Here is a 25,520-nt window from a genome sequence, read left to right as displayed (position 1 = left end):
TCGCTCGCCAGGAGGCCCACCATGTCCAGACCGAAGCGGCGCGCACTCGCCGCCGTCACGCTGCTGCTCGCCGGCGGCGGGCTCCTCGCCGCCGCGGGGCCCGCGCAGGCCGCCGATCCCGTTCCGCCGGCCACGCCCACCATGACCGGCATCCGGACCGGGCTCAACACCGGGTTCGACCGGGTCGTGCTCGATTTCTCCGGCGGGCCCGCCCCCAGCGTCTCCTACCGGCTCGTCGACGAGCTGACCGCCGACGCCAGCGGGGAAATCGTGTGGCTCACCGGGGAGTTCTTCGTCCAGGTCGCCGTCACGCCGGCGGCCGCGCACGACGACAGCGGCGCCGTCACCTACCCCGGGCCGTCGAAGTTCCGGACGCGGGACCTGCGCAACGTCATGGCCGTCGCCGTCACCGGGGACTTCGAGGGCCAGGTTTCCTTCGGGCTCGGCGTGCGGTCGCGGACCGCGGTGAACGTCTTCACGCTCACCGCGCCCAACCGCGTCGTCATCGACGTCGCCCACTGACCGGCGGGCGGGGGAGTCACCCGCGCTCGTACGGGATCTTCTCCCCCGCCTCGACCGCGAACGGCAGGTGGTTGCCGTCCGGCGGCAGCGGGCACGTCGCGAAGTCCGTGAACGCGCACGGCAGGTTCACCGCGCGGTTGAAGTCCAGCGTCACCGAACCGTCCGCCGCCGGTGCCCCGACCGGCAGCGACCGGTTGGCCGCGTAGGTCGTCACGCCGCTGGTTTCGTCGGTGAAGAGGATGCTGAGGCCGCCGTCCTTGCCGTTGAACGCCGTCAGCGTGTGCGACGCCCCGCCGTGGGAGAAGCGGACGACGCCCGGCGCCGTGTAGACGTGGCTCAGGCCTTCCACGACCGCGCCCACGGTGGTCGGCCGCGGCTCGGCGAAGGCTTCGAACCGCCCGGGCAGCACCCAGGACGGCGACGGCTCGTACGCCGGGACACCGCGGAACTCGCGCAGCACCTCGGCCTTCGGGTCGTGGACGCGGATCAGGTACCCCGACCGGCGGGCCACCTCGATCTCGACGTCACCGGCCAGCACCCGCGTGCCCGCGCCGCTGTTGACCAGTTCGAACCGCCGGACGCCGGTGATCGGTTCCCCCTCGTGGGACAGCGACGCGCCGGCCGGGTCGACGTACGCCGCGTCGGCGTCCTGCCACCAGCGGCCCGGGATGCCGGGGTACTCCCGCGGGGCGTCAGTCAGCCAGTCGAGGGAAACCAGCGCCAGCCAGCCGTGCGGCTCGGCCAGGTCGCTCTCGCGCCGGGCCTTCCAGTCCTGCCACTCCTGGGTGAACGTGCTCATCGCGGACCCCTTCTCCGTCGGCTACGACTGTGCCAACCCGGGCTCCGTGCCGCTATTCCGCGTCCCAGTATCCGGACTCCCCTCCCGGTCGAAGGACCACTGCAGCCCGTAGCTGAGGCCCTGGCGCAGGTCGTGGAACTCGAGGGCGACCTCGCCGACCCGGTTGACCGTCAGCGCGTCGCCCGAGTCGACGCCGTCGTCGACCACCCGGCCCGGCACGCCGTTGAGCCGCCACACCCGCGACGGCGGTGCCGCCCGGTCGAACCGGACCCGCACCGAGAACTCCTCGCACCGGCGCAACGGCGTCATCGCGTAGTACGGCCGCAGTCCCGTGCGCTTCGGCGTGAACCGGATGCCGTACTCGTGGCGCTGGCCGAGCCGCAGCGGGCTCGGCAGCCGCAGGACGAACTGCGCGTGGCTCGCCGACACCTGGCGCGCTTCGACGATTTCGCCGCCGTACAGCGCGTCCGCGGTGATGTCCGGCACCGGATCGCAGCCGGGGCCGGCCGGCACGCTGACCGGCAGGACCAGCTCGTCGAGCTCGTCGGCCTCCGCGACGATCCGGCGTTCGTCCTGCAGCTCCGTCGGGGTGCGGTCGAGCCGGAGCATCGCCTTCATCGACTCGACGTACCAGCCGGCCAGCGGGTGTGAGTCACCGCGCGGCGCGGGCGCGCCGAGCAGCTCGCCGAGCCGGCGGAACGCCAGGTCGATCCGGCGGCGGGCGGTGCGCGGGTCGCGGTCGAGGACGCTGGCCAGCCACGAGATCCGCCGGTCGAGGAACTCGCCGGCGGCCTCCTCGTGCAGGCCGAGCGCCGCCAGCGCGGCCAGCTTCAGGTCCGGCGGCAGCCGCCCGCACAGCTCGGTGAGCCGCAGCACGAGCTTCTGGCGCGCGGCGGCGGGCGGGTCGGTCTCGGCGATCGCGCACGCCGCCCGCAGGCAGGGGCCGATCCGCTGGTGCAGGTCGGCCGCGTCGAGACCGCGGCCGCGGCGCAGTTCGTTCAGCTCGCGCACGAACGGGAAGGTGTGGTCTTCCGTCGGTCCACCCCTTCGCCCGCGCGCGGGAAATTTGGTCACGTCATCGTTTCCGTTCTCCCCGGAAAAGCCGGCGGGCAATGGCGGAACGCCCGGCCGGCCGGCCCCCCACGAGCCGGCCGGCCGGGACGCACCGCGGGTCAGTTCACCCCGGACAGCAGGGCCCAGATCGAGTGGCTCTCCATCAGACACACCTCCTCATCGCTGTACCCAGGCCGAGGCGGAGAGCGGCGCGGAGCCGTGGAACGTCGGCGCGGCCGGTTCCGCCGCGCTTCCGGCGGCCACCGCGAAACCCGCGAGGGCGCCGACCACGAACGCGGCGAAGACCGATTTCACCAGGGTCAAAATCTTGCAGTAGACGTTCACGACAAGGACTCCCCGACCTCGCTGGAAAGGAAACTCCGGCCGGTGGGCATCGCCTTCGTTCCCGGCCGGTTTCCAGCATCACCCGGGCGGTGGATCCGTCACATGTCCGCTGTCACGGGTGTTGTGTGCCGTTTGACTCAGAGCGGGCGAAGGCGCGCAGCACGCGCAGTTCGCGGATGAGGAACCGGCGGCGGCCGGTTTCGACGATCTCACGGTCCCGCAGCACCCGCAGCGCCCGTGCGACGGTACGCCGGGCGGCGCCGATCTGCGCGGCGATGTCCTCCTGCGACAGCGCGTCGACGACCACGCCCTCCGGCACGGTCCGGCCGCGCTCGTCGGCCAGCCGGACCAGGACCACCGCGACGCGGCGGCTGACGTCGAAGGCGGCCGAGTCGACCCGGGCGGATTCGGCGTCGCGGAGCCGGGCGGCGACCGTCTTGATCGTCGCGACGGCGATCGCCGGCCGCGCGTGCAGCACGTCGATGAACTCCGCGCCGGTGAACTGGAAGACGGAGCAGGGCTCGATCGCGCGCACCGACGCCGACCGCGGCCGCCCGGTGACCGCGGCGAGGTCGCCGAGCACTTCGCCGGGGCCCCGCAGCCCGAAGAGCACCTCGCGGCCGTCCTCGAGGATCGAGGAGACGCGCACCCAGCCGGTGACCAGCACGTGGACGTGGTCGGACGGGTCGCCCTCCATCAGCACGACCTGGTTCGCGCGGAACCGGCGAAGGGTGCTGCGGGACGTCAGGTAGTCGCGATCGGCCTCGGCGAGGCAGGCCAGCAGTGCCCCGTCCGCTGTGTCGTCGTATCCGCCCATGGTTCCCCTCCGGAGGTTCACCGTAACCCGGCGTGGTGACCTTCGGCGAGGGGCGACCGGTAGGGTCGCCGCGTGGACGTGGAGATCTACACCGACGGCGCGTGCAGCGGGAACCCCGGACCGGGCGGCTGGGGCGCGGTGCTGCGCTACGGCAGGCACGAGCGCGAGCTGTACGGCGGCGAAGCCACGCCGACGACGAACAACCGGATGGAGCTGACCGCGCCGATCCGCGCACTGGAGAGCCTGACCCGGCCGTCGCGGGTGCGGGTGTTCACGGACAGCACGTACGTCCGCAACGGCATCACGCAGTGGCTGCCCCGCTGGAAGAACAACGGCTGGCAGACGGCGGCGCGCGAACCGGTGAAGAACGCGGACCTGTGGCAGCGCCTCGACGCGGCGGTGAGCGAGCACGAGGTCGAGTGGCTGTGGGTCAAGGGCCACGCGGGCCACCCGGAGAACGAGCGAGCGGACCGGCTCGCGGTGCGGGGTGCCCAGGAGGCACGGGAAAGCGGGAAGCCGGTCAACGCCGGTTAGTGCCCGGCGAACGGGTAGCCTCCGCTCCCGAGCGCGTCGTCGTCACCACTCCCACCGGAATCCCACGACCGTGTTTTCCATCGACCGTACGAACCTCCTCGTCGCCGAGTTGACGAGTTCGATCGGCTCCTCGTCGACCGGTGAGCCGTCGAGGTGGTCCGCCCACACGCACCACCAAACTCGGCGTGGGACTCTGCCGGTGAACGTGACAGCCATGTCGACGTTTTCGGCTCTGGCGAACGCCGCCCTTCGCACTTCCGTCAGACCTGCGGAACGCCGGTCGAAGACAGCGCAGTACTCGAGCGCCGATGTCTCATCTTTCTGCAACGGCCGGTCAAGCTCGATTTCGACGCTTCGCAGGCCGCGACCGTACTCGTGGCTCTGCCCAAGCTGCCCGCCGTAGGCGACCTCGATACGCGAGGCCTCCGGCTCGTGGTTGAAGAGGTAGATGTCAACGCCGTCCTCGATCGCCCGGATCGTGTGCGTCGTGCGACGCACGTTCAGGCGCCCGTCGGTGACGTCATACCGTTCGACCAGGTTGACCGTGCGATGCCGCTGCCCGCGGATCATCTCTCGCCTGCTTCGCAGCGTATGGGCGATTTCACTGGTCGGCGTGTGTCGGCCTTCGTAGACCTCGCGAAGGTGCGTCCGGTCCGTGTCCGTCATTTCGAACGCTTCCAGGAACCAGCTCAGCGTCTCGTCCGAGAGAGACCGTCCGGACAAGGCACGACCCACCCGGTCCTTGAGCATGCGCGCCGTACGCTCAGCGCCCGTCGGGTCTTGCTCCCACAAATAGAGTTCGATCACCTTCGCGATCGCGGACTGGTTCAACTTCCCCGTGACCCGCGAAGTCAAGGCCCGCCACTTCGCGCGATAGGGCGGAGATTCGGCAAGAACCCGGCTCAGAAGGGCGCCGGCTGCACGGACGTTGGGGTCGGACTCAGCCACAACTGGCACCTCCAAGCTGCACGGCGACGATTGTAGTGACATCGGAGCGCGGGAAAACTGCGCTTCCGGGTGACGTGGATGAATCGCGACCTGCGAGTATGCGGCTCCCACGCGGACATACCGAACGCCATGCGACACAACTGCGACAGAGAGGCGCCAACTCGGCGCTAGCTTTGGAGCACACCGCCGGATCATCTGGAAAGGATCACCATGGACGACAAGATCCCGACGACTCCAGGAGACAGCGAGCACGACTTCGCCGACGGAGCGCCGAGCAACGTCGTGCACACGGATTTCGAGTCGAGGGAAACGAAAGCTGCTGATCCGCTGAAGATGGACTCGCCGAACTCAAAGCCATGCAGGCCTCCTTCGAAGCGCTGGGTCCGCTCACGGAGGAAGCCCGCCGGCGCGCGGTGTCGTGGCTGACCGAGGCACTGGGACTGACCGACCTCGCGCTGACCGGTCCGAACTCGAATCAGCCACCCAGGAACCCGTCGTCCGACGCACCCGCAAGCGCCGGGAAGGACACGGTCAGCGCTCGCGACTTCATGAGCCGGAAGAAGCCCGGCTCACAGGTGGAGCGGATCGCTTGCCTGGCTTACTACCTCGCCCATCACCGGGACACACCACACTTCAAGGCCGCGGACATCTCCGCCCTCAACCTCGAGGCGGCCGGGCAGAGGTTCGGCAACCTGCCGAGGGACTTGGACAACGCGGACCGGCAGAGCGGCTACGTGGTCTCAGCAGGACAAGGGGCGAAGCAGATGACCACCCGCGGCGACGCGGTCGTCGAGGCCCTCCCGGACCGGGAAGCGGTGAAGGCGGCCTTGCACGAGCACCCGTACCGGCAGAAGCGGTCCAGCGGCGGCAAGAAGAGCGCGGCGGAAGAAAAGACCGACCAGTGATCACAGCTCGAGACGTACTAGAATCGTCATACGACCACACCCTTGCCACAGAATTGCTCGACGCATACGCAGAAGCCAAGCACAACTATCTACTGGGCGGACATCGCCTCAGCGCCGTGGAAGGCGGCAGGTTCTGCGAGGCCGCATACCGGATCCTCGAACAAATGACAAAAGGTCGGCATACACCCATCGGCGAGCAACTGGACACCGAGAAAACCGCGAGAGCGTTGGAATCCCTGAGCGCCAACGATTTCCCCAAGGCCGTGCGCATCTACTTGCCTCGAGCCCTACGTGTCGTCTACGACATCCGCAACAGCCGGGATATCGCACACCTCGCCGACGGGATCGACCCGAACCTTCAGGACGCCACCCTGGTGACGGCCGTCCTCGACTGGGTGATCGCCGAGTTCGTCCGGTTGAGCAAACGCGTCGATGCCGACAGCGCCCAACGGCTCGTCACAGATCTGGTCACGCGCAAGTACCCGGCCGTGCAGATGTTCGGCGACCGCCCCAAAGTCCTGCGAGCCGACCTCCGCGCGAGCGACACGGTCCTCGTTCTCCTCTATCATCGAGGCGCGACACCCACGACGGTGAGCGAACTCGCGACCTGGGTAGCAGGCTCGATGCAGAAGAACCTGCGCCGGACCCTACGGGCACTGGACGACAAAGCGCTCGTACACCTCGAAGACAACAAGGTGCTGATCACCCGCACAGGAGAACAGGTGGTCGAATCGCGAAGGCTTCTCGAGGTCAAAAGCACCTGAATCGCCACCAGACAACACATCCGACCCGTACATAACGATCTTCGCCGCGGTCGAGTGGACGGTCGTGGCACAATTCCCCGATGCCTCCCGCTCCGTGCCCGTGCGGCCTCGCCGAGTCCTACGCCGCCTGCTGCGGCCGGTTCCACGGTGGCGGGCTCACCGCGCCGACCGCCGAGCTGCTGATGCGCTCCCGGTTCAGCGCCTTCGCCGTCGGTGACACCGGTTACCTGCTGCGCACCTGGCACCCGGACACCCGCCCGCGGCAGCTCAAGCTCGACCCGGCCCAGGAGTGGACGCGGCTGGAGATCCTCGGCCGCACCGGTGGCGGCCTGCTGCACGCCGAGGGCACGGTCGAGTTCCGGGCGCACTACCGCCACCACGGCCGGGACGGCTTCCTCGAGGAGCACAGCCGCTTCCGGCGTGAGAACGGCCACTGGGTCTACCTCGACGCGGAAGCGTAAACCCGCCCCGCGCACCGCCCTCGTCGTGCTAAACAGTGCGGCGATGGGAAAACTGACGCGCCGCGCCCGGGCCAAAGCGGACTACTTCGGCTTCATCGGTGCCCGGGAGTGGCCGCTCGCCGCCTCGGGGCTCGGGGTTCTGCTCGGGATCGTCACCATCCTCCCCAGCGCCGTCGGGGTCGTGCTCTCCGTCGTCGCGCTCGCACTCGGCGTCGCCACCTTCACCCGTGACCTGCGGCTGCTGCGCCGCCGGTGGGCCGGGTTCGAGTTCACCTCCATCGCCGCCCCCTTCCCGACCGCGGAGCTGCCCCCGCCGCCCGCCTACCCGGCGTCGGCGTACCTCGCCGTGCCCGCCCGCGGGACCGCGTTGGTCAGCGCCGCGATCGACCGTGACCTCTGGGACGAGCGGCACACGATCGACATCGCCGAGGAGCCCTACCGGCTGCCGCCCTCGCTCAAGGCCACCGCGCCGCACGTGCTGCCGCTGCGGGCGCGCGGCCGGCTGCTGTTCAACGGCCCGATCGTCGGCATGCGCGGCGATCCGCTGCCCGCCGCCGGTGCCCGGCCGGCGCCGGTCCGGCTGCACCGGGCGCGGTTCTTCGACGCCGTCTGCTCGAACGAGCTCGCCGCGCTCCGGATCACCCGGACCGACACCGGCGAAGAGTACGACCTGCGCAAAGCCGAGCTCACCGACACCTCCGGCGCCCTTCGCGAGCTGAGCAGCAGCGCGCTGGCCGATCTGGTCGGCGTCTCCACGGTGGCTTTCACCACCGACGGGAAGCTGGTCACCGTCCGGCAGTCGTCGCTCAACTCCGTCAGCGGGCTGCTCCTCGCGCCCTCGGGCAGCGGCTCGCTCGAGCCGCGCGACCTGCGCACGTCCGACGGCAAGCCGCGCCGGTTCCTCCACACCGCCGTCCGCGCCGGGATGGAACGCGAACTGTGCGAGGAGACCGGCCTCACCCCCGAATACGTCCGCGAGACGAAGGTGGTCGGCTTCGCGCGCTGGATGGAGCGCGGCGCCAAGCCGGAGTTCTTCGGGCTGACCGAGCTGACGGTCGACAGCGCCGAGGTCAGCCGGGGGCGCCCGGTCAGCGGGGAACGGCTCTACAGCGCCGGCCTGACGCTCTTCGACGTCGACCTCGCCGCGATCGGCGCCGCGCTGACCGGGGGTGTCCCGCTCAGCGAGGCACTTCCGGAACGGCTCTGGGAGGACGGTTCCCTGCCGCTCCTGCTGGCCCTGCGCGCCGCCGCGGCGTGGCAGGCCGCCCGGGTCTGACGAAACGGCCCTGTTCCCCGCGTGAGCGGACCGCTACGATCGTGCGCAATTGTTAGGAAAGTTCCCTAACGATGGTCCGCTGTCCCCCGCCGCCGTGGGTGCCTAGGAGGCGCGCTAGTGAGCTATCGGCAGAGAAGAACCCGGACTCTCCTCGTGGCGGCCTCGCTGGCCGTCGCGGTCAGCGGGGCCACCGCCGCGTCGGCCACCGGTCAGGAACCGGTGCGAGCCGTCGTCGCGGCCGCGGCCCCGGCCACCGCGGTCCCCGGCTTCCTGATCCAGACGTCGGCGCAGGTCAGCGACGACTCCGCGGTCTCCAAGCCCGGCTACGACACCGCCGGCTGGTACCCGGTCGGCCCGCGGTCGACCGTCTACGCCGGCCTGCTGGCCAACGGCAAGTACGCCGATCCGTTCTACTCGACGAACATGAAGAACGTGCCGGTCGCGGACTTCCAGGTCCCGTGGTGGTACCGCACCGACCTCACCGTCGCCGACCCGACCCAGCGCACGTACCTCGACTTCAGCGGCGTGCTGTCGAAGGCCGACGTCTGGGTCAACGGGACGCGCGTCGCCGACAAGACGCAGGTCAACGGCGCCTACACCCGCCACGACCTGGACATCACCGCGCTGGTGAAGGCGGGCACGAACAGCGTCGCGTTCAAGGTCTACCCGAACGACCCGAACAAGGACCTGTCGATGGGCTGGATCGACTGGGCGCAGACCCCGCCGGACCAGAACATGGGCATCGTGCGGGACGTCCTCGTGCGCCGCAGCGGCCCGGTGGCCCTGCGCGGCGCGCACGTCGTCACGAAGCTGACCGGGCTGACCCACGCCGACCTGACGGTGAAGGCCGACGTCCGCAACGACAGCGCCGCCGCGGTGTCGGCGACGGTGTCGGGCACGGTCGCCGGGCGTGCCGTCAGCCAGACGGTCCCGTTGGCGGCCAAGGAGAAGAAGACCGTGACGTTCCCGGTGATCGGGATCGACAACCCGCAGGTCTGGTGGCCGGCGGGGATGGGCGCGCAGCCGCTCCACGACCTCGACCTGACCGCGAGCGTCGGCGGCACGGCGTCGGACTCCGCGCACTCGACCTTCGGCATCCGCCAGGTGACGGCGAACAAGAACGCCAGTGGCGGCCGGGCGTACACCGTCAACGGGCGGCCGCTGCTGATCAAGGGCGGCGGCTACTCGCCGGACCTGTTCCTGCGCTGGAACGCCCAAGCCGCCGCGGACAAGCTGGCCTACGTCAAGGACCTCGGGCTGAACACCGTGCGCCTGGAGGGACACATCGAGCCGGACGAGTTCTTCGACCTCGCCGACCGGATGGGCGTGCTGACCCTGCCCGGCTGGGAGTGCTGCGACAAGTGGGAGGGCCAGGTCAACGGCGAGGAGAAGGGTGACCCCTGGACCGCGGCCGACTACCCGGTCGCGAAGGCGTCGATGACCGCGGAGGCCGAGCGGCTGCGCGACCACCCGAGCGTCATCTCGTTCCTCATCGGCAGCGACTTCGCCCCCGACGCGACGATCGAGAAGAACTACCTCGACGCGCTGAGCGCCGCGGACTGGGCCACGCCGGTGGTCCCGGCCGCGTCGGCGAAGTCGTCGCCGCAGCTGGGCTCGTCCGGGATGAAGATGAACGGGCCGTACGACTGGATCCCGCCGGTGTACTGGTACGACAAGGCGCACTCCGACAGCGGCGGCGCGTGGAGCTTCAACTCCGAAACCAGCGCCGGGCCGGACATCCCGACGATGGACACGCTCAAGCGGATGATGTCCTCGAGCGAGCTCGACACGCTGTGGAAGAACCCGTCGGCGCCGCAGTACCACCGGTCGTCGTCCTCGACGTTCGCCGACCTGAAGCTGTTCGGCGACGCGCTGGCCGGCCGCTACGGCAAGCCGGCGAGCCTGGCCGACTTCGTCCGGAAGGCGCAGCTGGCGCAGTACGAGAACGTCCGCGCCGAGTTCGAGTCGCACTCGCGCAACTTCAGCGACGGCACGAACCCGGCCACCGGGATCATCTACTGGATGCTCAACAGCGGCTGGACGTCGCTGCACTGGCAGCTGTTCGACGCCTACCTCGACCAGAACGGCTCGTACTTCGGGGCCAAGAAGGCGAACGAGCCGCTGCACATCCAGTACTCCTACGACACCAAGTCGGTCGTGGTGGTCAACCACAACCACGACCCGGCGTCCGGTTTGACGGCCCGCGTGCAGCTGTTCAACCTGGACGGCACGGCCAAGTTCGACCAGACGAAGAGCGTTTCGGTGGGCGGTGACGGCGCGAAGACGACGGCGCTGACCATCGGCTCGGTGAGCGGGCTGTCGACGACGTACCTGGCGAAGCTGGTGCTCAGCGACTCCTCGGGCAAGGAGGTCAGCCGGAACGTGTACTGGCTGTCCACCAAGGCCGACACCCTGGACTGGGCCAACAGCGACTGGTACTACACGCCGACGACGTCGTACGCGGACCTGTCGGGGCTCAACTCGCTGGCTTCGGTCACCGTCGGCGCGAACGCTTCCTCGACGGCCAACGCCGACGGCACCACGACGACCAAGGTGACGCTGAAGAACACCTCGACCGGCAAGGTGCCGGCGTTCTTCGTCGACGCGCACGTGGTCGGCGCGGCGGGCGCGCCGGTGCTGCCGGTGCGGTGGACCGACAACCAGGTCAGCCTCTGGCCGGGTGAGTCCACGACGCTGACGGCGACGTACCGGACCGCGGACCTGCGCGGAGCCGCGCCATCGGTGCGGGTGGCGGGCTGGAACACCGGCACGAAGACGATCCCGGCGGACGGCTCCGCCGATCCGGGCACCCCGGCCGATCACCAGGCCGAGGACGCGGCGATCACGAACGGCGTCGCGGAGTCGAACCACCTGGGCTACACGGGCAGCGGGTTCGTCAACTACGGCAACGCGACCGGCAGCGCGGTGGAGTTCTCGGTGACCGCGGCCGCGGCGGGGCCGGCGAACGTGGCCCTGCGGTTCGCCAACGGCACCACGGCGAACCGCCCGATGGACATCACGGTCAACGGCCGCGTTGGTGCGTCGGCCGTGGCGTTCGGCGGCACGGGCAACTGGGACACGTGGCAGACGGTCACCATCCCGGTGTCCCTCCTCGCGGGGACCAACAAGATCAAGGCGACGGCGACGACCGCCAACGGCGGCCCGAACCTCGACAAGATCACCGTCTAGCTCCGGACCGGAGGCGGCACTTTCACGTGAAAGTGCCGCCTCCGGTCATTCCCAGAGCAGGCGCTGCTCGCGGTCCGGGTCGGACACCGTCGCGGAGACGTCGTCGAAGAGGTGGGTCACCCGGTCCGCCGTCGTGTAGCGGGGCCAGCCCGGGTCGCCGGTCGTGACGAACCGGACCCAGGCGTCGAACATCTCCGTGGCCACCGCCTGCATCCGCTCCGCCGGGAACGGGCGCCCGGCGAAGAGGAACCGCCAGTTGCGGTTGCGGATGTCGTCGAACACCAGCGGCAGGTCGAGCCCGTGTGCCGCGCCGAGTCCCTTCCCGCGCGGGGCGATCCGCCAGTCCAGGCGGTACATCCACGCGTCCGGCTGCCGCTCGGCGAAGCGGATCGCCGGGATCCACCAGTCCCCCGCCGTCAGCGCGCGGTTGCGGATCTGGTCCGCCGGCCAGTCGAGGAGGTCGTCGTACACCGTGACGGCTTTTTCGATCTCGGCGGCGGTCAGCATCGTCGAACCGACGCCCAGCAGCTTCGCGCCGCCCGACTGCAGCCAGCTGAACAGGTCCTCCTCGTCGGCCGTCGTGCCGATGAGCAGCGGGACGTCGCGCACGCCGTCCAGCGGCCGGTGCGGGAGCAAATCGTCGCCGACGACCACGCGGTAGGTCACCTTGGTGCCCGACACCGCCGAAACCCGTTGCTGTGCCTCGAGGATCCGCGTCACCGGCAACGTCGCGAGGTCGTCCGGCGAAGCGTCCAGCTCCGCGAGGACCGCCGAAGCCACGGCCGCGCCTTCGGCCGGGGTGTGGACGACCGAGCCGACGCCGGTGCCGCTCTGCACGATCGCCCGGTGAACCAGCCCGCGGGTGGCGGGTACGGCCAGCAGCGTCCCGACCGTGCGCCCGCCGTTCGACTGCCCGGCCAGCGTGACGCGGCCGGGGTCGCCTCCGAACGCCCCGATGTTGTCCCGCACCCATTCGAGCGCCGCGACCTGGTCACGCAGCGAGAGGTTGGAATCCGCGACGCCCGGCAGGTGCAGCATCCCGAGCACGCCGAGCCGGTAGGCGACGGTCACGACGACGACACCCCGCCGCGCGTAGGCGGACGCGTCGAACTGGTGCGGCGCGCCCATCACGCCGCCCCCGCCGTGGATCCACACCAGCACCGGGTACGAGCCGGGCGGGGCCGGCGCGTAGACGTTCAGGTAGAGGCAGTCCTCGCCGCCGGTGAAGCCGCGCCCGGTCAGTTCGGGCTGCGGCGCGCGCGGCGCCCACCCGGTGGCGTCCCGGACGCCCGCCCACGGCGCCACCGGCCGCGGCGCGCGGAACCGCAGCGCCCCCACGGGCGGCTCGGCGTACGGCACGCCGAGGAACGTCCGGACCCCGTCTTGCCCGGACCCGCGCAGCGCGCCGGGCGCGATCTCCACCGTCGTCACGCGGCCCAGCCTACGAACTTGCCCTGGAGCACGCTCCAGGGTGTTGACTACGGGCCATGAGCGCAGCCGAGAACAAGCAGCTCCTGAAGACGGCGTTCGACGCGTGGGCGACCGGCGACATCCGCCCGCTCATCGGCGCCATGTCCGACGACGTCACCTGGACCGTCAGCGGGCACAACAGCTGGTCCGGCAGCTTCCGCGGCCGGGACTCGGTCCGCCGCGACCTGCTGGCCCCGCTCGGCGAGCAGTTCGAGGGCACCTACACGAGCACCGCGAGCCGGTTCGTCGCCGAGGACGACGTCGTCGTGGTCGAGACGCAGGGCAGCGTCGCCACCAGGACCGGAGCCCGCTACGACAACAAGTACTGCTTCGTCTTCCGGCTCGAGGACGGCCGGATCCGCGAAATCACCGAGTACATGGACACCCAGCTGGTCGCCGAAGTGCTCCCCGAGCTGGCCCGGTGACGCCCGCCGCGACGCCCGGGTGATGATGGGCCCGTGCACATAGCGGCAGAGATAGTGGCGCTGGTCGTGACCGTCCTCGTCGTCAGCGCGGTGGCGCGGCGGCTGGACTGGTCCGCCCCGCTGTGCCTGATCGTCGTCGGCGTCGCCGCCTCCTACGTCCCCGGCGTGCCCGAGGTCCACCTCGACCCCGAGGTCGTGCTGCTCGGGCTGCTCCCGCCGCTGCTGTACTCGGCGGCCATCCAGACGTCGCTGGTCGACTTCCGGAAGAACCGCGGGGCGATCGGGCTGATGTCGGTCGGGCTGGTCGTGTTCACCGCGCTCGGCGTCGGCGTGGTCGCGTGGGCGGTGATCCCGGGCCTGCCGCTGGCCGGCGGCATCGCGCTCGGCGCGGTGGTGGCGCCGCCGGACGCGGTCGCCGCCAGCGTCGTCGCCCGGCGGGTCGGGATGCCCCGCAAGCTGATCCGGCTCCTGGAGGGCGAGAGCCTCTTCAACGACGCCGCCGCGCTGGTCGCGCTCCGCACGGCCATCGCCGCGCTGGCCGGTTCGGTCAGTCTGTGGCAGGTCGGCGCCGACTTCTTCCGCGCGGCCATCGGCGGGGCCGTGGTCGGGCTCGTCGTCGGGTTCGTCGCCGCGTTCATCCGGGCCCGCCTGAACGAGCCGGTGCTCGACACCGCGCTGTCGTTCGCCGTGCCGTTCATCGCCTACCTGCCGGCCGAGGCGATCCACGGCTCCGGCGTGCTCGCGGTGGTCATCGCCGGGCTCATCCTCGGGCACAAGGCGCCGCAGATCCTGTCCGGCTCGACCCGGCTGGCGTCCCGGCTGAACTGGCAGACCATCGCGTTCCTGCTGGAGAACATGGTCTTCCTGCTGATCGGCCTGCAGCTGCGGCGGATCCTCGCCGAAGTCGGCGAGAGCGGGCTCTCGCTGGCCACGCTCACCTGGATCTGCGTCGCCGTGCTCGCCGCGACCATCCTGACCCGGGTGGTGTGGCTGGCCGGCATCGGCACCGTGAAGCGGGTGAAGCGGCGGCTGCTGCCGAAGAAGGCGCAGGCGAAGATCTGGCCGTGGCGCTACTCCGCGGTGATCTCCTGGGCGGGCATGCGCGGGGTGGTGACGCTCGCGGCCGCGTTCGTGCTGCCCGCGGACACCCCGCAGCGGGCCGTGCTGGTGCTCGCCGCGTTCGTCGTCGTGGCCGGGACGCTCGCCGTGCAGGGCATGACGCTGCCGCCGCTGATCCGGGCGCTGCGCCTGCCCCGGCCGGACCCCGCGGAGGACGCGCTGCAGGAGGCGGCCGTCCTCCACGACATGACCCGGGCGGCGCTGGCCAAGCTGGAGGAGATCCGGCAGCCCGACGACCCGCCCGAGATCATCCAGCGGCTGCGCGACCGGCTGCAGCACCGCGCCGACTCGGCGTGGGAGCAGCTCGGCCGGCAGAGCGCACTGGCCGAGACACCGAGCGACGCCTACCGCCGGCTGCGGCTGGAGCTGCTGGAAGTGGAACGCGACCAGTTCCTCAAGGCCCGCGCCAGCGGCAGCGCCGACGACGACGTCCTGCGCCGGGTCCTGGAGCGCCTCGACATCGAGGAGTCCATGCTCGACCGCGACGAGGCCGAACCCGACGTCGAGGGCCGCGAACTGCGCACCCCGGCCGCGACGGCGGGTTCGTGCAAGCACCTGGCGCACGAGTGGGTGGACAAGGACCCCAGCTCGGCCGACAGCTGCGCCGCCTGCCTCACCGAGGGCACGACGTGGGTGCACCTGCGGATGTGCCTCAAGTGCGGCAACGTCGCCTGCTGCGACTCCTCGCCGCGCCGCCACGCGACCCGGCACTTCCACGAGACCCGGCACCCGGTGATGCGCAGCTACGAGCCGGGCGAGACGTGGCGGTGGTGTTTCGTGGACAAGCAACTCGGCTAATGTCGGGGCCATGAGCACGCCCGAGCAGGAGATCGAATACCGCCAGCACCGCTTCAGCCCGCCCCCGGGCGCGACGGAGATCTTCCTGGTCCGGCACGGCGAATCCGCTCCGGCCCGCGGCGACAACCCGTTCGAGCTGGTCGACGGCCAGGCCGACCCGGACCTCGCGCCGGAGGGCCGTGACCACGCCCAGCGCGTCGGCGCCCGGCTCGCCGGGGAGCGCGTCGACGCGATCTACGTGACGACGCTGCGCCGCACGGCGCAGACCGCCGCGCCGCTGGCGGAGAAGCTCGGGCTGACCCCGGTCGTCGAGCCGGACCTGCGCGAGATCCACCTCGGCGACTGGGAGAACGGCCTCTTCCGGAAGTACACGACCGACGGCCACCCGATCGTCGACCGGCTGTGGACCGAGCAGCGCTGGGACGTGATCCCGGGCGCGGAGTCCGACGAGCGGTTCGGGGCCCGGATCCGCGGCGCGCTGACCCGCATCGCGGCCGCGCACCCCGACCGGCGCGTCGCCGTGTTCACCCACGGCGGCGTGATCGGCGAGGTGTTCGCGCAGGCCAGCCGCTCGGTCGAGCGGTTCGCGTTCCTCGGCGCCGACAACGGGTCGATCTCGCACCTGGTGCTGCACGGCGACACCTGGATCGTGCGGCGCTTCAACGACACGGCCCACCTGGCTACGCCGCTCGGCTGAGCTTCCCGGCCGCGACGAGCTGCACGGTCACCAGGATCGACACGGCTTCCGCGGCCAGCAGCCCGATCAGCACGAGCACCTGCGTCAGCCCGGCTTGGACCGGGCCGGCGCCGCCGAGCAGGACGCCGACGTAGGCGCCGGGCAGCGTCACCAGGCCGACCGTGCGGGTCTGGTCGAGCGCCGGGATCAGCGCGTGCCCGGCCGACGGGCGGCAGATCTCCAGCGCGGCCGGGCGCGGCAGGAAGCCGAGGGCGAGCGCGGCTTCGTACTCGCCGTGGCGCGCCTTCAGCTCGTCGAGGGCGCGGCGGGCGGCCTGCGACGTCGCGGTCATGGCGCCGCCGATGACGATGCCGGCGATCGGAACGACCGCGATCGGCGCCGGCGGAACGACCCCGGCGCCGAGGACGAGCGCCAGCACGGGCACGACGCCGGCGGCGATGGCCAGTGCCGTCCACGGGAGGTTCCGGCGGGTGCCGACCCGCCGCGCCGACGTCACCGCGGCGATCGCGAACATCAGCAGCACGAAGAGGCCGGTGAGCGGCACCGAGCGCAGGACGGCGGTGATCACCAGCGAGACGACGGCGAGCTGCGCGACCGCGCGGGCGGCGGCGATCAGCACCGCGCGACCCTGGCCCAGGCCACCGGCCCGGACCACGGCGGCACCGACGACGGTGAGGAGGACGAGGACCGCCACCAGGGCGGGCCCGAAGGTGATCGCGGCGTTCACACGCCGATCCTGCCGTTCAGACGGCGCAGCTGAAGAGGCGCCCCGGCTCGCTCTCGGTCTTCTCGGCGACGACGGCGCCGTCCACGACGATCCGGCACCGCAGCGTGCCGGGACCGGGGTTGCGGGCGGCGATGCTGTAGAACTCGGTGCGCCCGGCGGGGCCGACCCGGGTGAACCGCGCGGACCACGGCGTCGCGACCTCGGCCTGCTGGGTCAACGCGGAGCCCTCGGCGGCGTAGGTGACGTTGCGGGCGCCGTGCGCGCCGAGCAGTTCGTAGACGACGTCGTGGCTGACGGTGCGGACCGCGACCGGCGCGACCGGCGGGGCGGCGGGCTCTTCCTTGCCGGGACCGCGCCCGGACCGGGGCACGACGTAGGCGGTCACCGCGAAGGCGGCGGCGAGCACACCGAGGACGACGACGAAGCTGCCGGCCGACCGGGCCCGCCCGGCGCAGTCGCGCGGGGGCCGGATCGCGGTGTGAACGCCCATGGAGAGGTCTTCTCTCGTCGCGCGCACTTCCGTCGAGTGCGTCGACCTATATCTCGCCGTGACCTAACTGCGTGTTAGCCGGTCGGCGCCGGAATTTCGATGTTCACCCGGACGGGGGGCGAACCCGCGGGGGATGATTCGGGCGTGTATGAGGAGGCTCCGCCACCCGGCGTACTGCGGGAGGTGGCGAGGTGCGTGTGGCGATCGGCTTCGGAGGGCCCGAAGCGGATCGTCCCGGACGGCTGCGTGGATCTGGTGCTCGGAGCCGGCGAGGTCTTCGTGGCCGGACCGGACACCACGGCGTGGTCATCGGTCACAAGGCCGGGCGAGGTGCTGAGCGGAGTCCGCTTCCGCCCGGGCCACGCGGCGGCCGCCCTCGGCGTGGCGGCGGACGAGCTGCGTGACCGGCGGGTGCCACTGGGCGAGCTGTGGGGACGGACGGTGGCGGAGCGGTTGCTGGAGGGCGAGCTGCCACTGGTGGAGGCGGTGCTCGGCCGGCTGGCGGATGCCCCGCCGCCGGACGCGGCGGTCGCGGAGTTGATCGCACGGTTGGAGGCAGGAGCGACGCGGGTCGGCGAAGCGGCGGCGGGGTTGATTGCGCGGCCGAACGCGGGAGTGCGCCCTGCGGGATTCGCCAGGCAGTTGGACGCGGGCGCGGGTTGGGCCGACGAAGCGGCCGCGGGATTCACCGCGCGACCGAACGCAGGAGCGCACCCGGTGAGCGAAGCCGCGGCAGAATCCGCCAGGCGGCGGGAGACGGGCGCGAGCTGGGCCGACGAAGCAGCCGCGGGAATGCGCCCGGCGAGCGAAGCAGCGGCAGAATCCGCCAGGCGGCGGGAGACGGGCGCGAGCTGGGCCGACGAAGCGGCCGCGGGAGCGCACCCGATGAGCGAAGCCGCGGCAGGACCCGCCGGACGGTGGGAGGCGGGCGCGAGCTGGGCCGACGAAGCAGCCGCGGGAGTGCGCCCGATGAGCGAAGCAGCGGCAGAATCCGTCAGGCGGCGGGAGACGGGCGCGAGCTGGGCCGACGAAGCAGCCGCAGGAAGGCGCCCGGCGAGCGAAGCGGCGGCGGGATCGGCCTTGGCCGGCATGCGATGCGATGCCGGCGTCGGCGGGAGTCCGGCGGATCTCGTGGCGGCCCGCACCGAAGACCCCGCCTTGTCCGGCGCGGTGAGCGAGCGGCGGCTGCGGCGGCGGTTCGTCCAAGCCGTCGGTTACGGGCCGGCCACCTACCTCCGTATCAGCCGGTTCCAGCGGGCCGTCGCGCTGGCTCCGCGCGTCGCGGGGCTGGCCGCGCTGGCCGCCGCCGCGGGGTATGCCGATCAAGCGCACCTCAGCCGGGACTGCCGGGCGCTGACCGGCCTCACGCCGCGCCGCTACTTCGGCGGATTCTCCACTGTGGACATTGCGTAGCGTGATCGACTCCGTTCGGCGTAACCCGTGCGGTCAACCGGAAGTGACCGTTCCCCCAAAAAGGTAAGCGGACGGTAAACGACTACCAAGAGCGCTATTCTCCCCTCGACGAGTGATCAGGGAGGGCGTGTGGCCACCATCAGCGACGTCGCGGCACGAGCCGGCGTCTCCACGGCGACCGTGTCGCGCGCCCTCAACGGGAAGTCCACTGTGGACCCCGCACTGGCCGCACGCGTCCAGGAGGCGGCCGCCGAGCTCGGGTACCACCCCAACGGGCTGGCCCGGAACCTCCGCCGCCAGGAGACCGCGGTGCTCGCGTTGATCATCTCCGACGTCGAGAACCCCTTCTTCACGGCCATCGCGCGGGGCGTCGAGGATCTCGCGCAGCGGTCCGGGTATTCGGTGGTGCTCTGCAACTCGGACGAGAACGAAGACAAGGAGCGGCGCTACATCGAGGTCGCGCTGCAGGAGCGCGTCGCCGGCGTGGTGCTGTCGCCGACCGGCCGGTCGACGAACGTCGAGGGCCTCCGGCGCCAGGGCACGCCCCTGGTCGCGGTCGACCGGCCGCTGCGGGCGGCGGAGGGTGACCAGGTCCTGGTCGACACCCGCCACGCGGCGGCCGAGGCGACGCGGCACCTGCTCGACGGCGGCTACCGGCGCGTCGGCTGCCTGACCGGGCCTTCGGAGGTCCGCACGGCCGAAGACCGGCTGGCCGGGTACGCCGACGTCGTCGGCGAGGAGAACATCCTGTTCCGCCGGGCCGAATACCGCGCCGAGGGCGCCCGGCTGGCGGCGTTGGAGCTGCTGGACGACCCCTCGCCGCCGGATGCGTTGCTGGTCGCGAACAGCACCATGGCGATCGGGGTACTGGAGGCGTTGTCGGCCCGCGGCCTCCGCCCGGGCAGCGACGTGGGCATCGTCTCGTTCGACGACGCACCGTGGACGACGTTGATCGACCCACCCCTGACGGTGGTCGCCCAGCCGGCGTACGAAGTCGGCCGGGTGGCGGCCCAGCTGCTGCTGGCCCGCATCTCGGACAGCACCCGCGACGCGACCACGACGACGCTCGAGGCCCGGCTGATCGTGCGGAAGAGCTCCCGCCGCTGACGCCGGAGGCCGCCCGGCTTGGAGGGTCGGCCCGCATCTCTGGAAGCTCGCCGGGACTCGCGAGGGACGGCCCGCACCCCTGAAGGTCGGCCGTGCACCCAAGGGTCGGCCCGCGGATCTGGAAGGTCGGCCGGCGCCCCGGACGGTCGCTGGCGCACCGAGAGCGGTCAGCCCCCGCCCCACGGAGGGTCGCCTGGCGCACCGAAAGGGCCGGGTGGCGGAGCGACGTGCCTGGGGGCCGGCTCGTGCCGGGCCCCCCAGGCACGCCCCACCCCCTGTGTCCCCCATCACCGGCGCCGCAACGCCGGATCCTGTGAGCACGGAGCGGAAATCGTTTTCTCTCGTGGAACGTAAATCCACGAGACAATCACTGTCAAGCCGGGCCGGGGGTGGACAACGGCCGCCGATCCAGGGAAACTGACCGGAAGTTGACTACTCAACGTGTGGGATGATGTGCCCTGAGTGTCGATCTCTGGTGAATTCACCCACAGACAGGGCAAGAAAGCGCACGAACCCGCACATCCGCGCTGTTTCGGGTTAACCTGAGCCACATGTCTGTAGCGCTGGAGAACATCCTCGCCAAGGCGGGCCTGAAGGTCGACGCGAACGAGTTCCTCATACTCGTCGAAGACGCCGCGCGCAGACTGTCGCCACCGAACCCGGATCCGTCGCACTACTTCTCCGCCGATCAGCGGGCCGCGCTCACCGATGTGGGCCTGGACCTCTCGCCGCGCCGTGAAGACGAACCGGACTTCCGGGCGCGCACCGTCGCCGCCCACGCCGTCCTCGCCGAAGGCGCGCTCAGCGTCAACGAAGCGGCCAAGGTCCTCGGCGTCGACGACAGCCGGATCCGGCACCGCCTCAAGGAAGGCCGGCTGACCGGCTGGAAGGACGGCGGCTGGCGGCTCCCCGCGTGGCAGTTCGCCGGCTCGGGCGTGCTGCCCGGCCTGGAGGTCGTGCTGAAGGCGCTGCCCGACGACCAGCCCGCGCTCGTCGTCGCCGCCTTCATGAGCACTCCGCAAGCCGATCTGGTCATCAACGACCAACCCGCGACCCCGCGCCAATGGCTCCTCTCCGGTGGTGACCCGGACCACGTCGCCCGCCTCATCGCCACGCTCGGCACGCCGCTCTAGGCTGGACCCTCCCGAGCAAGATCACCGACAAGGACGGACCACCCCTCACCCATGGCCCGGCTCCCGCTGCCGCCCGCCCGATCCGTCCTGGTCCGGCAGCTGAACCGCGCCGACGACGTGGTGACGGTCCAGCCCACGACCAGGCTCGTCCGGATCTTCACCGCGCACGGCAACCACCCCCAGCAGTGGAACTCGTTCCGCTACACCGGCCCGCTCCCGCACGGCCGCTTCGACCAGCAGTCGCCCGGCCGCGGCGGCGCGCCGGTCACCGATCCCGCCAACGGCGTCCTCTACTTCGGCCTCACCGTGCGCACGTCGGTCGCCGAGGTCTTCCAGACCAGCTCGACGGTCGACCGCCGCACCCGCGGTCCCCGGCTGGTCGTCGTCCGCCCGACGCGGACCCTGCGCCTGCTCGACCTGACCGGCCTGTGGCCGACGCGGGTCGGCGCGTCCCAGGAGATCTCCAGCGGGCCGAAGAAGCTGACGCAGGCGTGGGCCCGCGCCATCCGCGGCGCGTTCAGCGACCTCGACGGCCTCTGGTACCGCTCGTCGATGGACTCCGGCGACCCCGCGATCTGCCTGTGGGACCCGCCGGCGGGCGCCGCGCTGCCGATCGCGCCGGACGTGCTGCTGCCGCTGGACCACCCGGGCCTGGACGTTCCGCTGGGCCGCGTCTGCGAAGAGCTGAACTACACGCTGCTGAACTGAGCGGCGAGCAGCGGGATGATCGCCCGCAGGTCGTCGCCGTCGACGAGGTGGGTCGCGACGGCGCGGGCGTCCGGGGCCGCGTTGAACCCGATGCTCATGCCGACGGCGGCGAAGAGCGGCAGGTCCGACCGGCTGTCCCCGACCGCGGCACACCGCTCGGGCGCGAAACCCTGGGCCAGCGCGAAGTCGCGCTTGCCGTACTCGTCCAGGTGCGCGGCCACTTCGCCGGTGTAGCGGCCGTCGACGGCTTCGGGCACCGGCCCGCAGTACGCCGCGAACCCGAACCGCCGGGCCAGCATGCGGCCCACCGGCGTCCACGCGAGCGTGGTCAGGACCGGGCGCAGGTTGTGGTCGTGGCACCAGCGCACCGTCTCGCCGATTCCGTCGACCAGCGGCATCGTCTCGAGCCGGGCCAGCACTTCCGCCTCGGTGTGCCCGGCCCAGCCACGGGCGTCGATGACCGACGCCTCCTGGTTCGTCATCCGGCCCGCCGCGTAGGCCGCTTCGGCGGCGACGAGCTCGGCCTCGTGCCCCAGCGCGGCGGCCACCCACGCGCACGAACTCGTGCCGGGCACGAGGGTGCCGTCGACGTCGAAGCAGACCAGCCCGTGCACTACAGGTGCCGCGCCCACCACTCGAGGACCGCTTCGAACCGCTGCAGGCGGTGCCGCGGGCGGCCCGAGCGGCTCAGCTCGTGGCCTTCGCCGGGGAACACGAGCATCTCCGCCGGCGCGCCCGCGCGGCGCAGGGCCACGAACATCCGCTGCGCCTGCTCCAGCGGGCAGCGCCAGTCCTGCTCCGAATGCACCACGGCGAACGGGATCTTGATCTGCGCCGCGTACGACAGCGGCGACCGGGCACGCTGCTCTTCCGGGTCGGAGCCGATGTACGCGTCGACGAAGAAGTAGCCGATGTCGGAGCTGCCGAGCATCGAGTCCCACGCGTTGACCGCGCGTTCGCTCCACGCCGCCTTGAAGCGCTCGCCGTGGTGGGCGGCGAGCCAGCCGGTCATGAACCCGCCGTACGAGCCGCCCATGATGCCGACGCGGGAGGCGTCCAGGTCCGGGCGCTCGAGCGCCTTGTCGAGCAGCGCCAGGACGTCGTCGACGTCGACCGTGCCGAAGCCGTGCGTGATCGCGTGGCCGTGCGTCTGCCCGTACCCCGCCGACCCGCGCGGGTTGCCGACCACCACCGCGTAGCCCGCCGACGCGTACACCTGCGCCTCGTCGAACACCGCCCACTCCTGCTGGGTGAACGGGCCGCCGTGCACCACGCGCAGCACCGGGTGCGGGCCCTCGCCCTCGGGCAGCACCAGCCAGCCGTGCACCGGGTAGCCGTCCGAGGCGGTGGTTTCCAGCTCGATCATCGGCCGGATGCCCTTGTCCCGCAACGGCTTCGAGTAGTCGGTGAGCACCCGCGGCCCACCGTCGCCGAGCAGCACGACCTCGCCCGAGGTCTCCGGCGTCGCGATCACCGCGACCAGCGTCGAGCCGTCCAGCGTGAACGACCGGACCGCGGCTTTGTCCGCGTGGACGACCGGGAGGCCGGCCAGCAGGGCCTCGTCGGCGTCGACGGCGACCGCGCGCAGTTCCACCGCGCCGCGGTGGCGGACGGCCACGAGCACGTCGTCCCCGCGCGGGGCGGGCGGACCCGCCGCGGCCTCGCAGTCCACGGTCTCGGCGTCGGTGAGCCGCCGCGCCTTCACCGGGCCGGCGCCGAACTCGGGCGTCGCCGCGTAGAGCCCGGTGGGTGCGGCCTCGTGGTGCTCCTCGAAGGACTGTCCGAAGTAGAACAGGGTGCCGTCGGGGCCGAACACCGGCCGCTCCGAGTACCCCTCGCCGCGCACGAGGACCTCGGGCTCGCCGCCGTCGGCGGAGATCGCGCAGATGTCGCGGAAGTCGCTTTCGGCGGCGCCCCAGTCCGGCGGCGCGGTGAAGACCAGGCGCGTGCCGTCCGGCGTCCAGGCCGGGTGGGCCGCGTCGAACCCGTCCCCGGTCAGCGGCTCGAGCTCCCCGGGCCCGGACGCACCGGGCTCGAGCGCCGCGACGGCGTCGACGACGAACAGCCGCTGCACGCGGTCGCGCAGGAAGCCGACGTCGTCGATCCGGTAGTCCATCCGCGTGATCCACCGCGGGGCCTCGGCGGCCGGCTCCGGCGTCTCGCCGTCGGCGTCCGGCGTGCCGTAGCGGCCGGCTTCGGGCACGCGGGCGGTGAACGCGATCCGCCGCGAATCCGGCGCCCACACCGGCTCCCCGGCCCCGAGGTGCAGTGACGTCAGCCGGCGGGCTTCCCCGCCGTCCGACGGCATAACGTGCAGCTGCGGGCTGCCGTCGGCGCCCGTGCCCTCCCCCGCGCGGAGGAACGCCACCCAGCGCCCGTCCGGCGAGATCGCCGGGGCCGAGTCGCGGGGACCGTGGGTCCACGCGGCCTCGCTGCCGTCGAACGACACGCGCCGCACCTCGCCGTGGGTGGCGTTCGCCGCCAGATCCGGTCTCTTCACCGCCGTGAGCAGCAGGTTTCCGCGCAGGGCGGGACGGTCGGGGACGATGAGGACTTCGATGTCGGCAGGACGCACGCCCCGACCGTACCCGAAATCCTTAGCGATGCGAACGAGTTACGCGGTGACCTGCTTGCGCTCGTCGCGCCGGGCCTTCGCCAGGCTGGTCACCGTGGTGATCGTCAGCACGACGACGATCACGCCGAGGGAGACCCAGTTGTTGATGTCCAGCCAGTCCGGCACGACGTGGTACTCGTGCAGGGCGTGCAGGAACAGCTTCGCGCCGATGAAGGCGAGGATGACCGCGAGGCCGTAACTGAGGTAGACGAGCTTGGTCACCAGGCCACCGAGCAGGAAGTACAGCTGCCGCAGGCCCATCAGCGCGAAGGCGTTGGCGGTGAAGACGAGGAACGCCTCCTGCGTGATGCCGAAGATCGCCGGGATCGAGTCGACGGCGAACAGCAGGTCCGCCGAGCCGATGGCCACGATGACCAGCAGCATCGGGGTGATCATCCGCTTGCCGTTGATCTTCACCGTGTAGTGGTGGCCGTGGTAGTCGTCGGTCACCGGGGCGAACCGGCGGACCTGCCGGGTGACGGCGTTCTCGTGGTACTCCTCGTCTTCGCCCTTGCCGCGCAGCATGCTGATCGCGGTCCAGATCAGGATCGCGCCGAAGAGGAAGAACACCCAGACGAACTGGGCGATCAGCGCGGCGCCGATGGCGATGAAGACGCTCCGCATGGCGAGCGCGAGCAGTATCCCGACCAGCAGCACGCGGTGCTGGTGGATGGCGGGCACCTTGAACGAGCCCATGATGATCATGAAGATGAACAGGTTGTCGACGCTCAGCGAGTACTCGGTGATGTACCCGGTGAAGAACTCGACGCCCGGGTCGTGCCCGGCGAAGATCCACACGCCGATGCCGAAGACGATCGCGCACGAGACGTAGAAGATGACCCAGCGAGCCGCTTCCCCCGTGGTCACTTCGTGCGGCTTGCGATCGACGATGACCAGGTCCAGCGCGATCAGCGCGAGCAGGCCACCGATCGTGGCGATCCACAGCCACAGGGGGACAGTCATGAAACCAAAACCTCCGGATAGCGCGCAGCAGCAACTAACCGGAGGTCTCTTCCGCCGGTGGAACCACCGGCCGACGGTGCCGGGGGCGCAGGGCCACCGTGCTGACGACACCGCCGCGAAGGAATACTCCCCTCACAGCCGGTCCAGTTTGCCGGTTCCCCCCGCCCGAGCGCCAGCCGGAATCGCGCACGTCACCGGGTTGGTCGTGTAATTCCGGTCACTTCGGTCCACCAGGTGGTCCGC

25 protein-coding genes are annotated in these 25,520 nt (G+C 71.4%); 14 read left to right on the top strand and 11 right to left on the bottom strand.

Annotation, left to right across the window (positions count from 1 at the left end):
* Window positions 1–21 precede the first annotated feature (21 nt).
* Complete coding sequence (locus DV20_RS14130; protein ID WP_043780232.1) at window positions 22–522, top strand: AMIN-like domain-containing (lipo)protein; 501 nt, start codon at window positions 22–24, stop codon at window positions 520–522.
* Between the two features lie 16 nt (window positions 523–538).
* Here the strand turns inward: DV20_RS14130 and DV20_RS14125 are convergent, their stop codons facing one another.
* The 4 genes from DV20_RS14125 to DV20_RS14115 all read right to left on the bottom strand — a co-directional run bounded on the left by DV20_RS14125 (window position 539) and on the right by DV20_RS14115 (window position 3,536).
* A complete protein-coding gene (locus tag DV20_RS14125) occupies window positions 539–1,321 on the bottom strand; it encodes a DUF1684 domain-containing protein (protein ID WP_043780231.1) in 783 nt (260 codons plus the stop codon).
* A 21-nt stretch (window positions 1,322–1,342) separates the two neighbouring features.
* Complete coding sequence (locus DV20_RS14120) at window positions 1,343–2,332, bottom strand: hypothetical protein (protein ID WP_235190835.1); 990 nt, start codon at window positions 2,330–2,332, stop codon at window positions 1,343–1,345.
* A gap of 219 nt (window positions 2,333–2,551) precedes the next feature.
* Window positions 2,552–2,719: a hypothetical protein gene (locus tag DV20_RS45530; RefSeq protein ID WP_160169730.1), complete on the bottom strand. Its 168-nt coding sequence runs from the start codon at window positions 2,717–2,719 to the stop codon at window positions 2,552–2,554.
* 112 nt (window positions 2,720–2,831) lie between these two features.
* Window positions 2,832–3,536, bottom strand: coding sequence for a Crp/Fnr family transcriptional regulator (locus tag DV20_RS14115; RefSeq protein ID WP_043780230.1), 705 nt, complete (start codon window positions 3,534–3,536; stop codon window positions 2,832–2,834).
* A 72-nt stretch (window positions 3,537–3,608) separates the two neighbouring features.
* Here DV20_RS14115 and rnhA point away from each other — a divergent pair, with 72 nt between their 5' ends.
* Window positions 3,609–4,070: a ribonuclease HI gene (gene rnhA, locus DV20_RS14110; RefSeq protein ID WP_043780229.1), complete on the top strand. Its 462-nt coding sequence runs from the start codon at window positions 3,609–3,611 to the stop codon at window positions 4,068–4,070.
* Window positions 4,071–4,112: 42 nt separating this feature from the next.
* Here the strand turns inward: rnhA and DV20_RS14105 are convergent, their stop codons facing one another.
* A complete protein-coding gene (locus DV20_RS14105) occupies window positions 4,113–5,018 on the bottom strand; it encodes a hypothetical protein (RefSeq protein WP_051735993.1) in 906 nt (301 codons plus the stop codon).
* Between the two features lie 356 nt (window positions 5,019–5,374).
* Here DV20_RS14105 and DV20_RS14100 point away from each other — a divergent pair, with 356 nt between their 5' ends.
* From DV20_RS14100 to DV20_RS14080, 5 genes are all read left to right on the top strand, one after another.
* Window positions 5,375–5,923, top strand: a complete 549-nt coding sequence (locus DV20_RS14100) for a hypothetical protein (RefSeq protein WP_043780228.1) — start codon at window positions 5,375–5,377, stop codon at window positions 5,921–5,923.
* Between the two features lie 53 nt (window positions 5,924–5,976).
* Window positions 5,977–6,687, top strand: a complete 711-nt coding sequence (locus tag DV20_RS14095) for a hypothetical protein (protein WP_152603721.1) — start codon at window positions 5,977–5,979, stop codon at window positions 6,685–6,687.
* An 80-nt stretch (window positions 6,688–6,767) separates the two neighbouring features.
* Entirely contained in the window at window positions 6,768–7,148 is a 381-nt protein-coding gene (locus DV20_RS14090) for a YchJ family protein (RefSeq protein WP_043780226.1), read from the top strand.
* A 43-nt stretch (window positions 7,149–7,191) separates the two neighbouring features.
* Entirely contained in the window at window positions 7,192–8,424 is a 1,233-nt protein-coding gene (locus DV20_RS14085) for a hypothetical protein (RefSeq protein WP_043780225.1), read from the top strand.
* A gap of 117 nt (window positions 8,425–8,541) precedes the next feature.
* Window positions 8,542–11,613 carry a glycosyl hydrolase 2 galactose-binding domain-containing protein gene (locus DV20_RS14080; protein WP_051735992.1) on the top strand — a complete coding sequence of 1,024 codons (3,072 nt, stop codon included), beginning with the start codon at window positions 8,542–8,544 and terminating at the stop codon, window positions 11,611–11,613.
* 45 nt (window positions 11,614–11,658) lie between these two features.
* Here DV20_RS14080 and DV20_RS14075 read toward each other — a convergent pair whose 3' ends face one another.
* A complete protein-coding gene (locus DV20_RS14075) occupies window positions 11,659–13,044 on the bottom strand; it encodes a carboxylesterase/lipase family protein (protein WP_043780223.1) in 1,386 nt (461 codons plus the stop codon).
* A 56-nt stretch (window positions 13,045–13,100) separates the two neighbouring features.
* Here DV20_RS14075 and DV20_RS14070 point away from each other — a divergent pair, with 56 nt between their 5' ends.
* The 3 genes from DV20_RS14070 to DV20_RS14060 are packed head-to-tail and all read left to right on the top strand — an operon-like array spanning window position 13,101 to window position 16,122.
* The gene (locus DV20_RS14070; RefSeq protein ID WP_043780222.1) at window positions 13,101–13,508 is read left to right on the top strand and encodes a nuclear transport factor 2 family protein; all 408 of its coding nucleotides are present in this window, start codon (window positions 13,101–13,103) and stop codon (window positions 13,506–13,508) included.
* 33 nt (window positions 13,509–13,541) lie between these two features.
* Window positions 13,542–15,425: a Na+/H+ antiporter gene (locus tag DV20_RS14065; protein ID WP_043780221.1), complete on the top strand. Its 1,884-nt coding sequence runs from the start codon at window positions 13,542–13,544 to the stop codon at window positions 15,423–15,425.
* A gap of 10 nt (window positions 15,426–15,435) precedes the next feature.
* Window positions 15,436–16,122 carry a histidine phosphatase family protein gene (locus DV20_RS14060; protein ID WP_043780220.1) on the top strand — a complete coding sequence of 229 codons (687 nt, stop codon included), beginning with the start codon at window positions 15,436–15,438 and terminating at the stop codon, window positions 16,120–16,122.
* On the opposite strand, the gene DV20_RS14055 is transcribed toward DV20_RS14060, so the two are convergent.
* Window positions 16,106–16,849, bottom strand: coding sequence for an ABC transporter permease (locus tag DV20_RS14055; RefSeq protein WP_043780219.1), 744 nt, complete (start codon window positions 16,847–16,849; stop codon window positions 16,106–16,108). The two genes, DV20_RS14060 and DV20_RS14055, sit on opposite strands and share 17 nt — an antisense overlap.
* A gap of 16 nt (window positions 16,850–16,865) precedes the next feature.
* On the bottom strand, window positions 16,866–17,339 hold the full coding sequence (locus tag DV20_RS14050; RefSeq protein WP_043780217.1) for an MmpS family transport accessory protein: 474 nt from the start codon (window positions 17,337–17,339) through the stop codon (window positions 16,866–16,868).
* Window positions 17,340–17,438: 99 nt separating this feature from the next.
* On the opposite strand from DV20_RS14050, the gene DV20_RS44015 reads away from it, so the two are divergent.
* From DV20_RS44015 to DV20_RS14030, 4 genes are all read left to right on the top strand, one after another.
* Entirely contained in the window at window positions 17,439–18,752 is a 1,314-nt protein-coding gene (locus tag DV20_RS44015; protein ID WP_326938482.1) for a helix-turn-helix domain-containing protein, read from the top strand.
* Window positions 18,753–18,881: 129 nt separating this feature from the next.
* Entirely contained in the window at window positions 18,882–19,859 is a 978-nt protein-coding gene (locus DV20_RS14040) for a LacI family DNA-binding transcriptional regulator (RefSeq protein WP_043780214.1), read from the top strand.
* 551 nt (window positions 19,860–20,410) lie between these two features.
* Complete coding sequence (locus tag DV20_RS14035; protein ID WP_043780210.1) at window positions 20,411–20,992, top strand: MerR family transcriptional regulator; 582 nt, start codon at window positions 20,411–20,413, stop codon at window positions 20,990–20,992.
* Window positions 20,993–21,043: 51 nt separating this feature from the next.
* The gene (locus tag DV20_RS14030) at window positions 21,044–21,700 is read left to right on the top strand and encodes an RES family NAD+ phosphorylase (RefSeq protein WP_043780207.1); all 657 of its coding nucleotides are present in this window, start codon (window positions 21,044–21,046) and stop codon (window positions 21,698–21,700) included.
* On the opposite strand, the gene DV20_RS14025 is transcribed toward DV20_RS14030, so the two are convergent.
* The 3 genes from DV20_RS14025 to DV20_RS14015 are packed head-to-tail and all read right to left on the bottom strand — an operon-like array spanning window position 21,682 to window position 25,277.
* Window positions 21,682–22,314 (bottom strand): HAD family hydrolase, encoded by a 633-nt coding sequence (locus DV20_RS14025; RefSeq protein WP_043780204.1) that lies wholly within the window; start codon window positions 22,312–22,314, stop codon window positions 21,682–21,684. The genes DV20_RS14030 and DV20_RS14025 overlap by 19 nt on opposite strands.
* Window positions 22,314–24,275: a S9 family peptidase gene (locus DV20_RS14020; RefSeq protein WP_043780203.1), complete on the bottom strand. Its 1,962-nt coding sequence runs from the start codon at window positions 24,273–24,275 to the stop codon at window positions 22,314–22,316. The genes DV20_RS14025 and DV20_RS14020 overlap by 1 nt, the downstream gene beginning before the upstream one ends.
* Window positions 24,276–24,314: 39 nt before the next feature.
* A complete protein-coding gene (locus DV20_RS14015; protein ID WP_043780202.1) occupies window positions 24,315–25,277 on the bottom strand; it encodes a TerC family protein in 963 nt (320 codons plus the stop codon).
* Window positions 25,278–25,520: the final 243 nt, after the last annotated feature.

The organism is Amycolatopsis rifamycinica, assembly GCF_000695625.1.
Classification (GTDB): domain Bacteria; phylum Actinomycetota; class Actinomycetes; order Mycobacteriales; family Pseudonocardiaceae; genus Amycolatopsis; species Amycolatopsis rifamycinica.
The sequence above is the reverse complement of the archived record's forward strand: the minus strand, read 5'-3'. Positions and strand labels throughout refer to the sequence as shown.

Excerpts from the sequence above, each read along its gene's own strand:
- DV20_RS14050 (WP_043780217.1), bottom strand. The coding sequence starts at position 17,339 with ATGGGCGTTCACACCGCGATCCGGCCCCCGCGCGACTGCGCCGGGCGG.
- DV20_RS44015 (WP_326938482.1), top strand. The coding sequence starts at position 17,439 with ATGTTCACCCGGACGGGGGGCGAACCCGCGGGGGATGATTCGGGCGTG.
- DV20_RS14115 (WP_043780230.1), bottom strand. The coding sequence starts at position 3,536 with ATGGGCGGATACGACGACACAGCGGACGGGGCACTGCTGGCCTGCCTC.
- DV20_RS14060 (WP_043780220.1), top strand. The coding sequence starts at position 15,436 with ATGAGCACGCCCGAGCAGGAGATCGAATACCGCCAGCACCGCTTCAGC.
- DV20_RS14035 (WP_043780210.1), top strand. The coding sequence starts at position 20,411 with ATGTCTGTAGCGCTGGAGAACATCCTCGCCAAGGCGGGCCTGAAGGTC.
- DV20_RS14030 (WP_043780207.1), top strand. The coding sequence starts at position 21,044 with ATGGCCCGGCTCCCGCTGCCGCCCGCCCGATCCGTCCTGGTCCGGCAG.
- DV20_RS14130 (WP_043780232.1), top strand. The coding sequence starts at position 22 with ATGTCCAGACCGAAGCGGCGCGCACTCGCCGCCGTCACGCTGCTGCTC.
- DV20_RS14090 (WP_043780226.1), top strand. The coding sequence starts at position 6,768 with ATGCCTCCCGCTCCGTGCCCGTGCGGCCTCGCCGAGTCCTACGCCGCC.
- DV20_RS14125 (WP_043780231.1), bottom strand. The coding sequence starts at position 1,321 with ATGAGCACGTTCACCCAGGAGTGGCAGGACTGGAAGGCCCGGCGCGAG.
- DV20_RS14100 (WP_043780228.1), top strand. The coding sequence starts at position 5,375 with ATGCAGGCCTCCTTCGAAGCGCTGGGTCCGCTCACGGAGGAAGCCCGC.
- DV20_RS14015 (WP_043780202.1), bottom strand. The coding sequence starts at position 25,277 with ATGACTGTCCCCCTGTGGCTGTGGATCGCCACGATCGGTGGCCTGCTC.
- DV20_RS14085 (WP_043780225.1), top strand. The coding sequence starts at position 7,192 with ATGGGAAAACTGACGCGCCGCGCCCGGGCCAAAGCGGACTACTTCGGC.
- DV20_RS14070 (WP_043780222.1), top strand. The coding sequence starts at position 13,101 with ATGAGCGCAGCCGAGAACAAGCAGCTCCTGAAGACGGCGTTCGACGCG.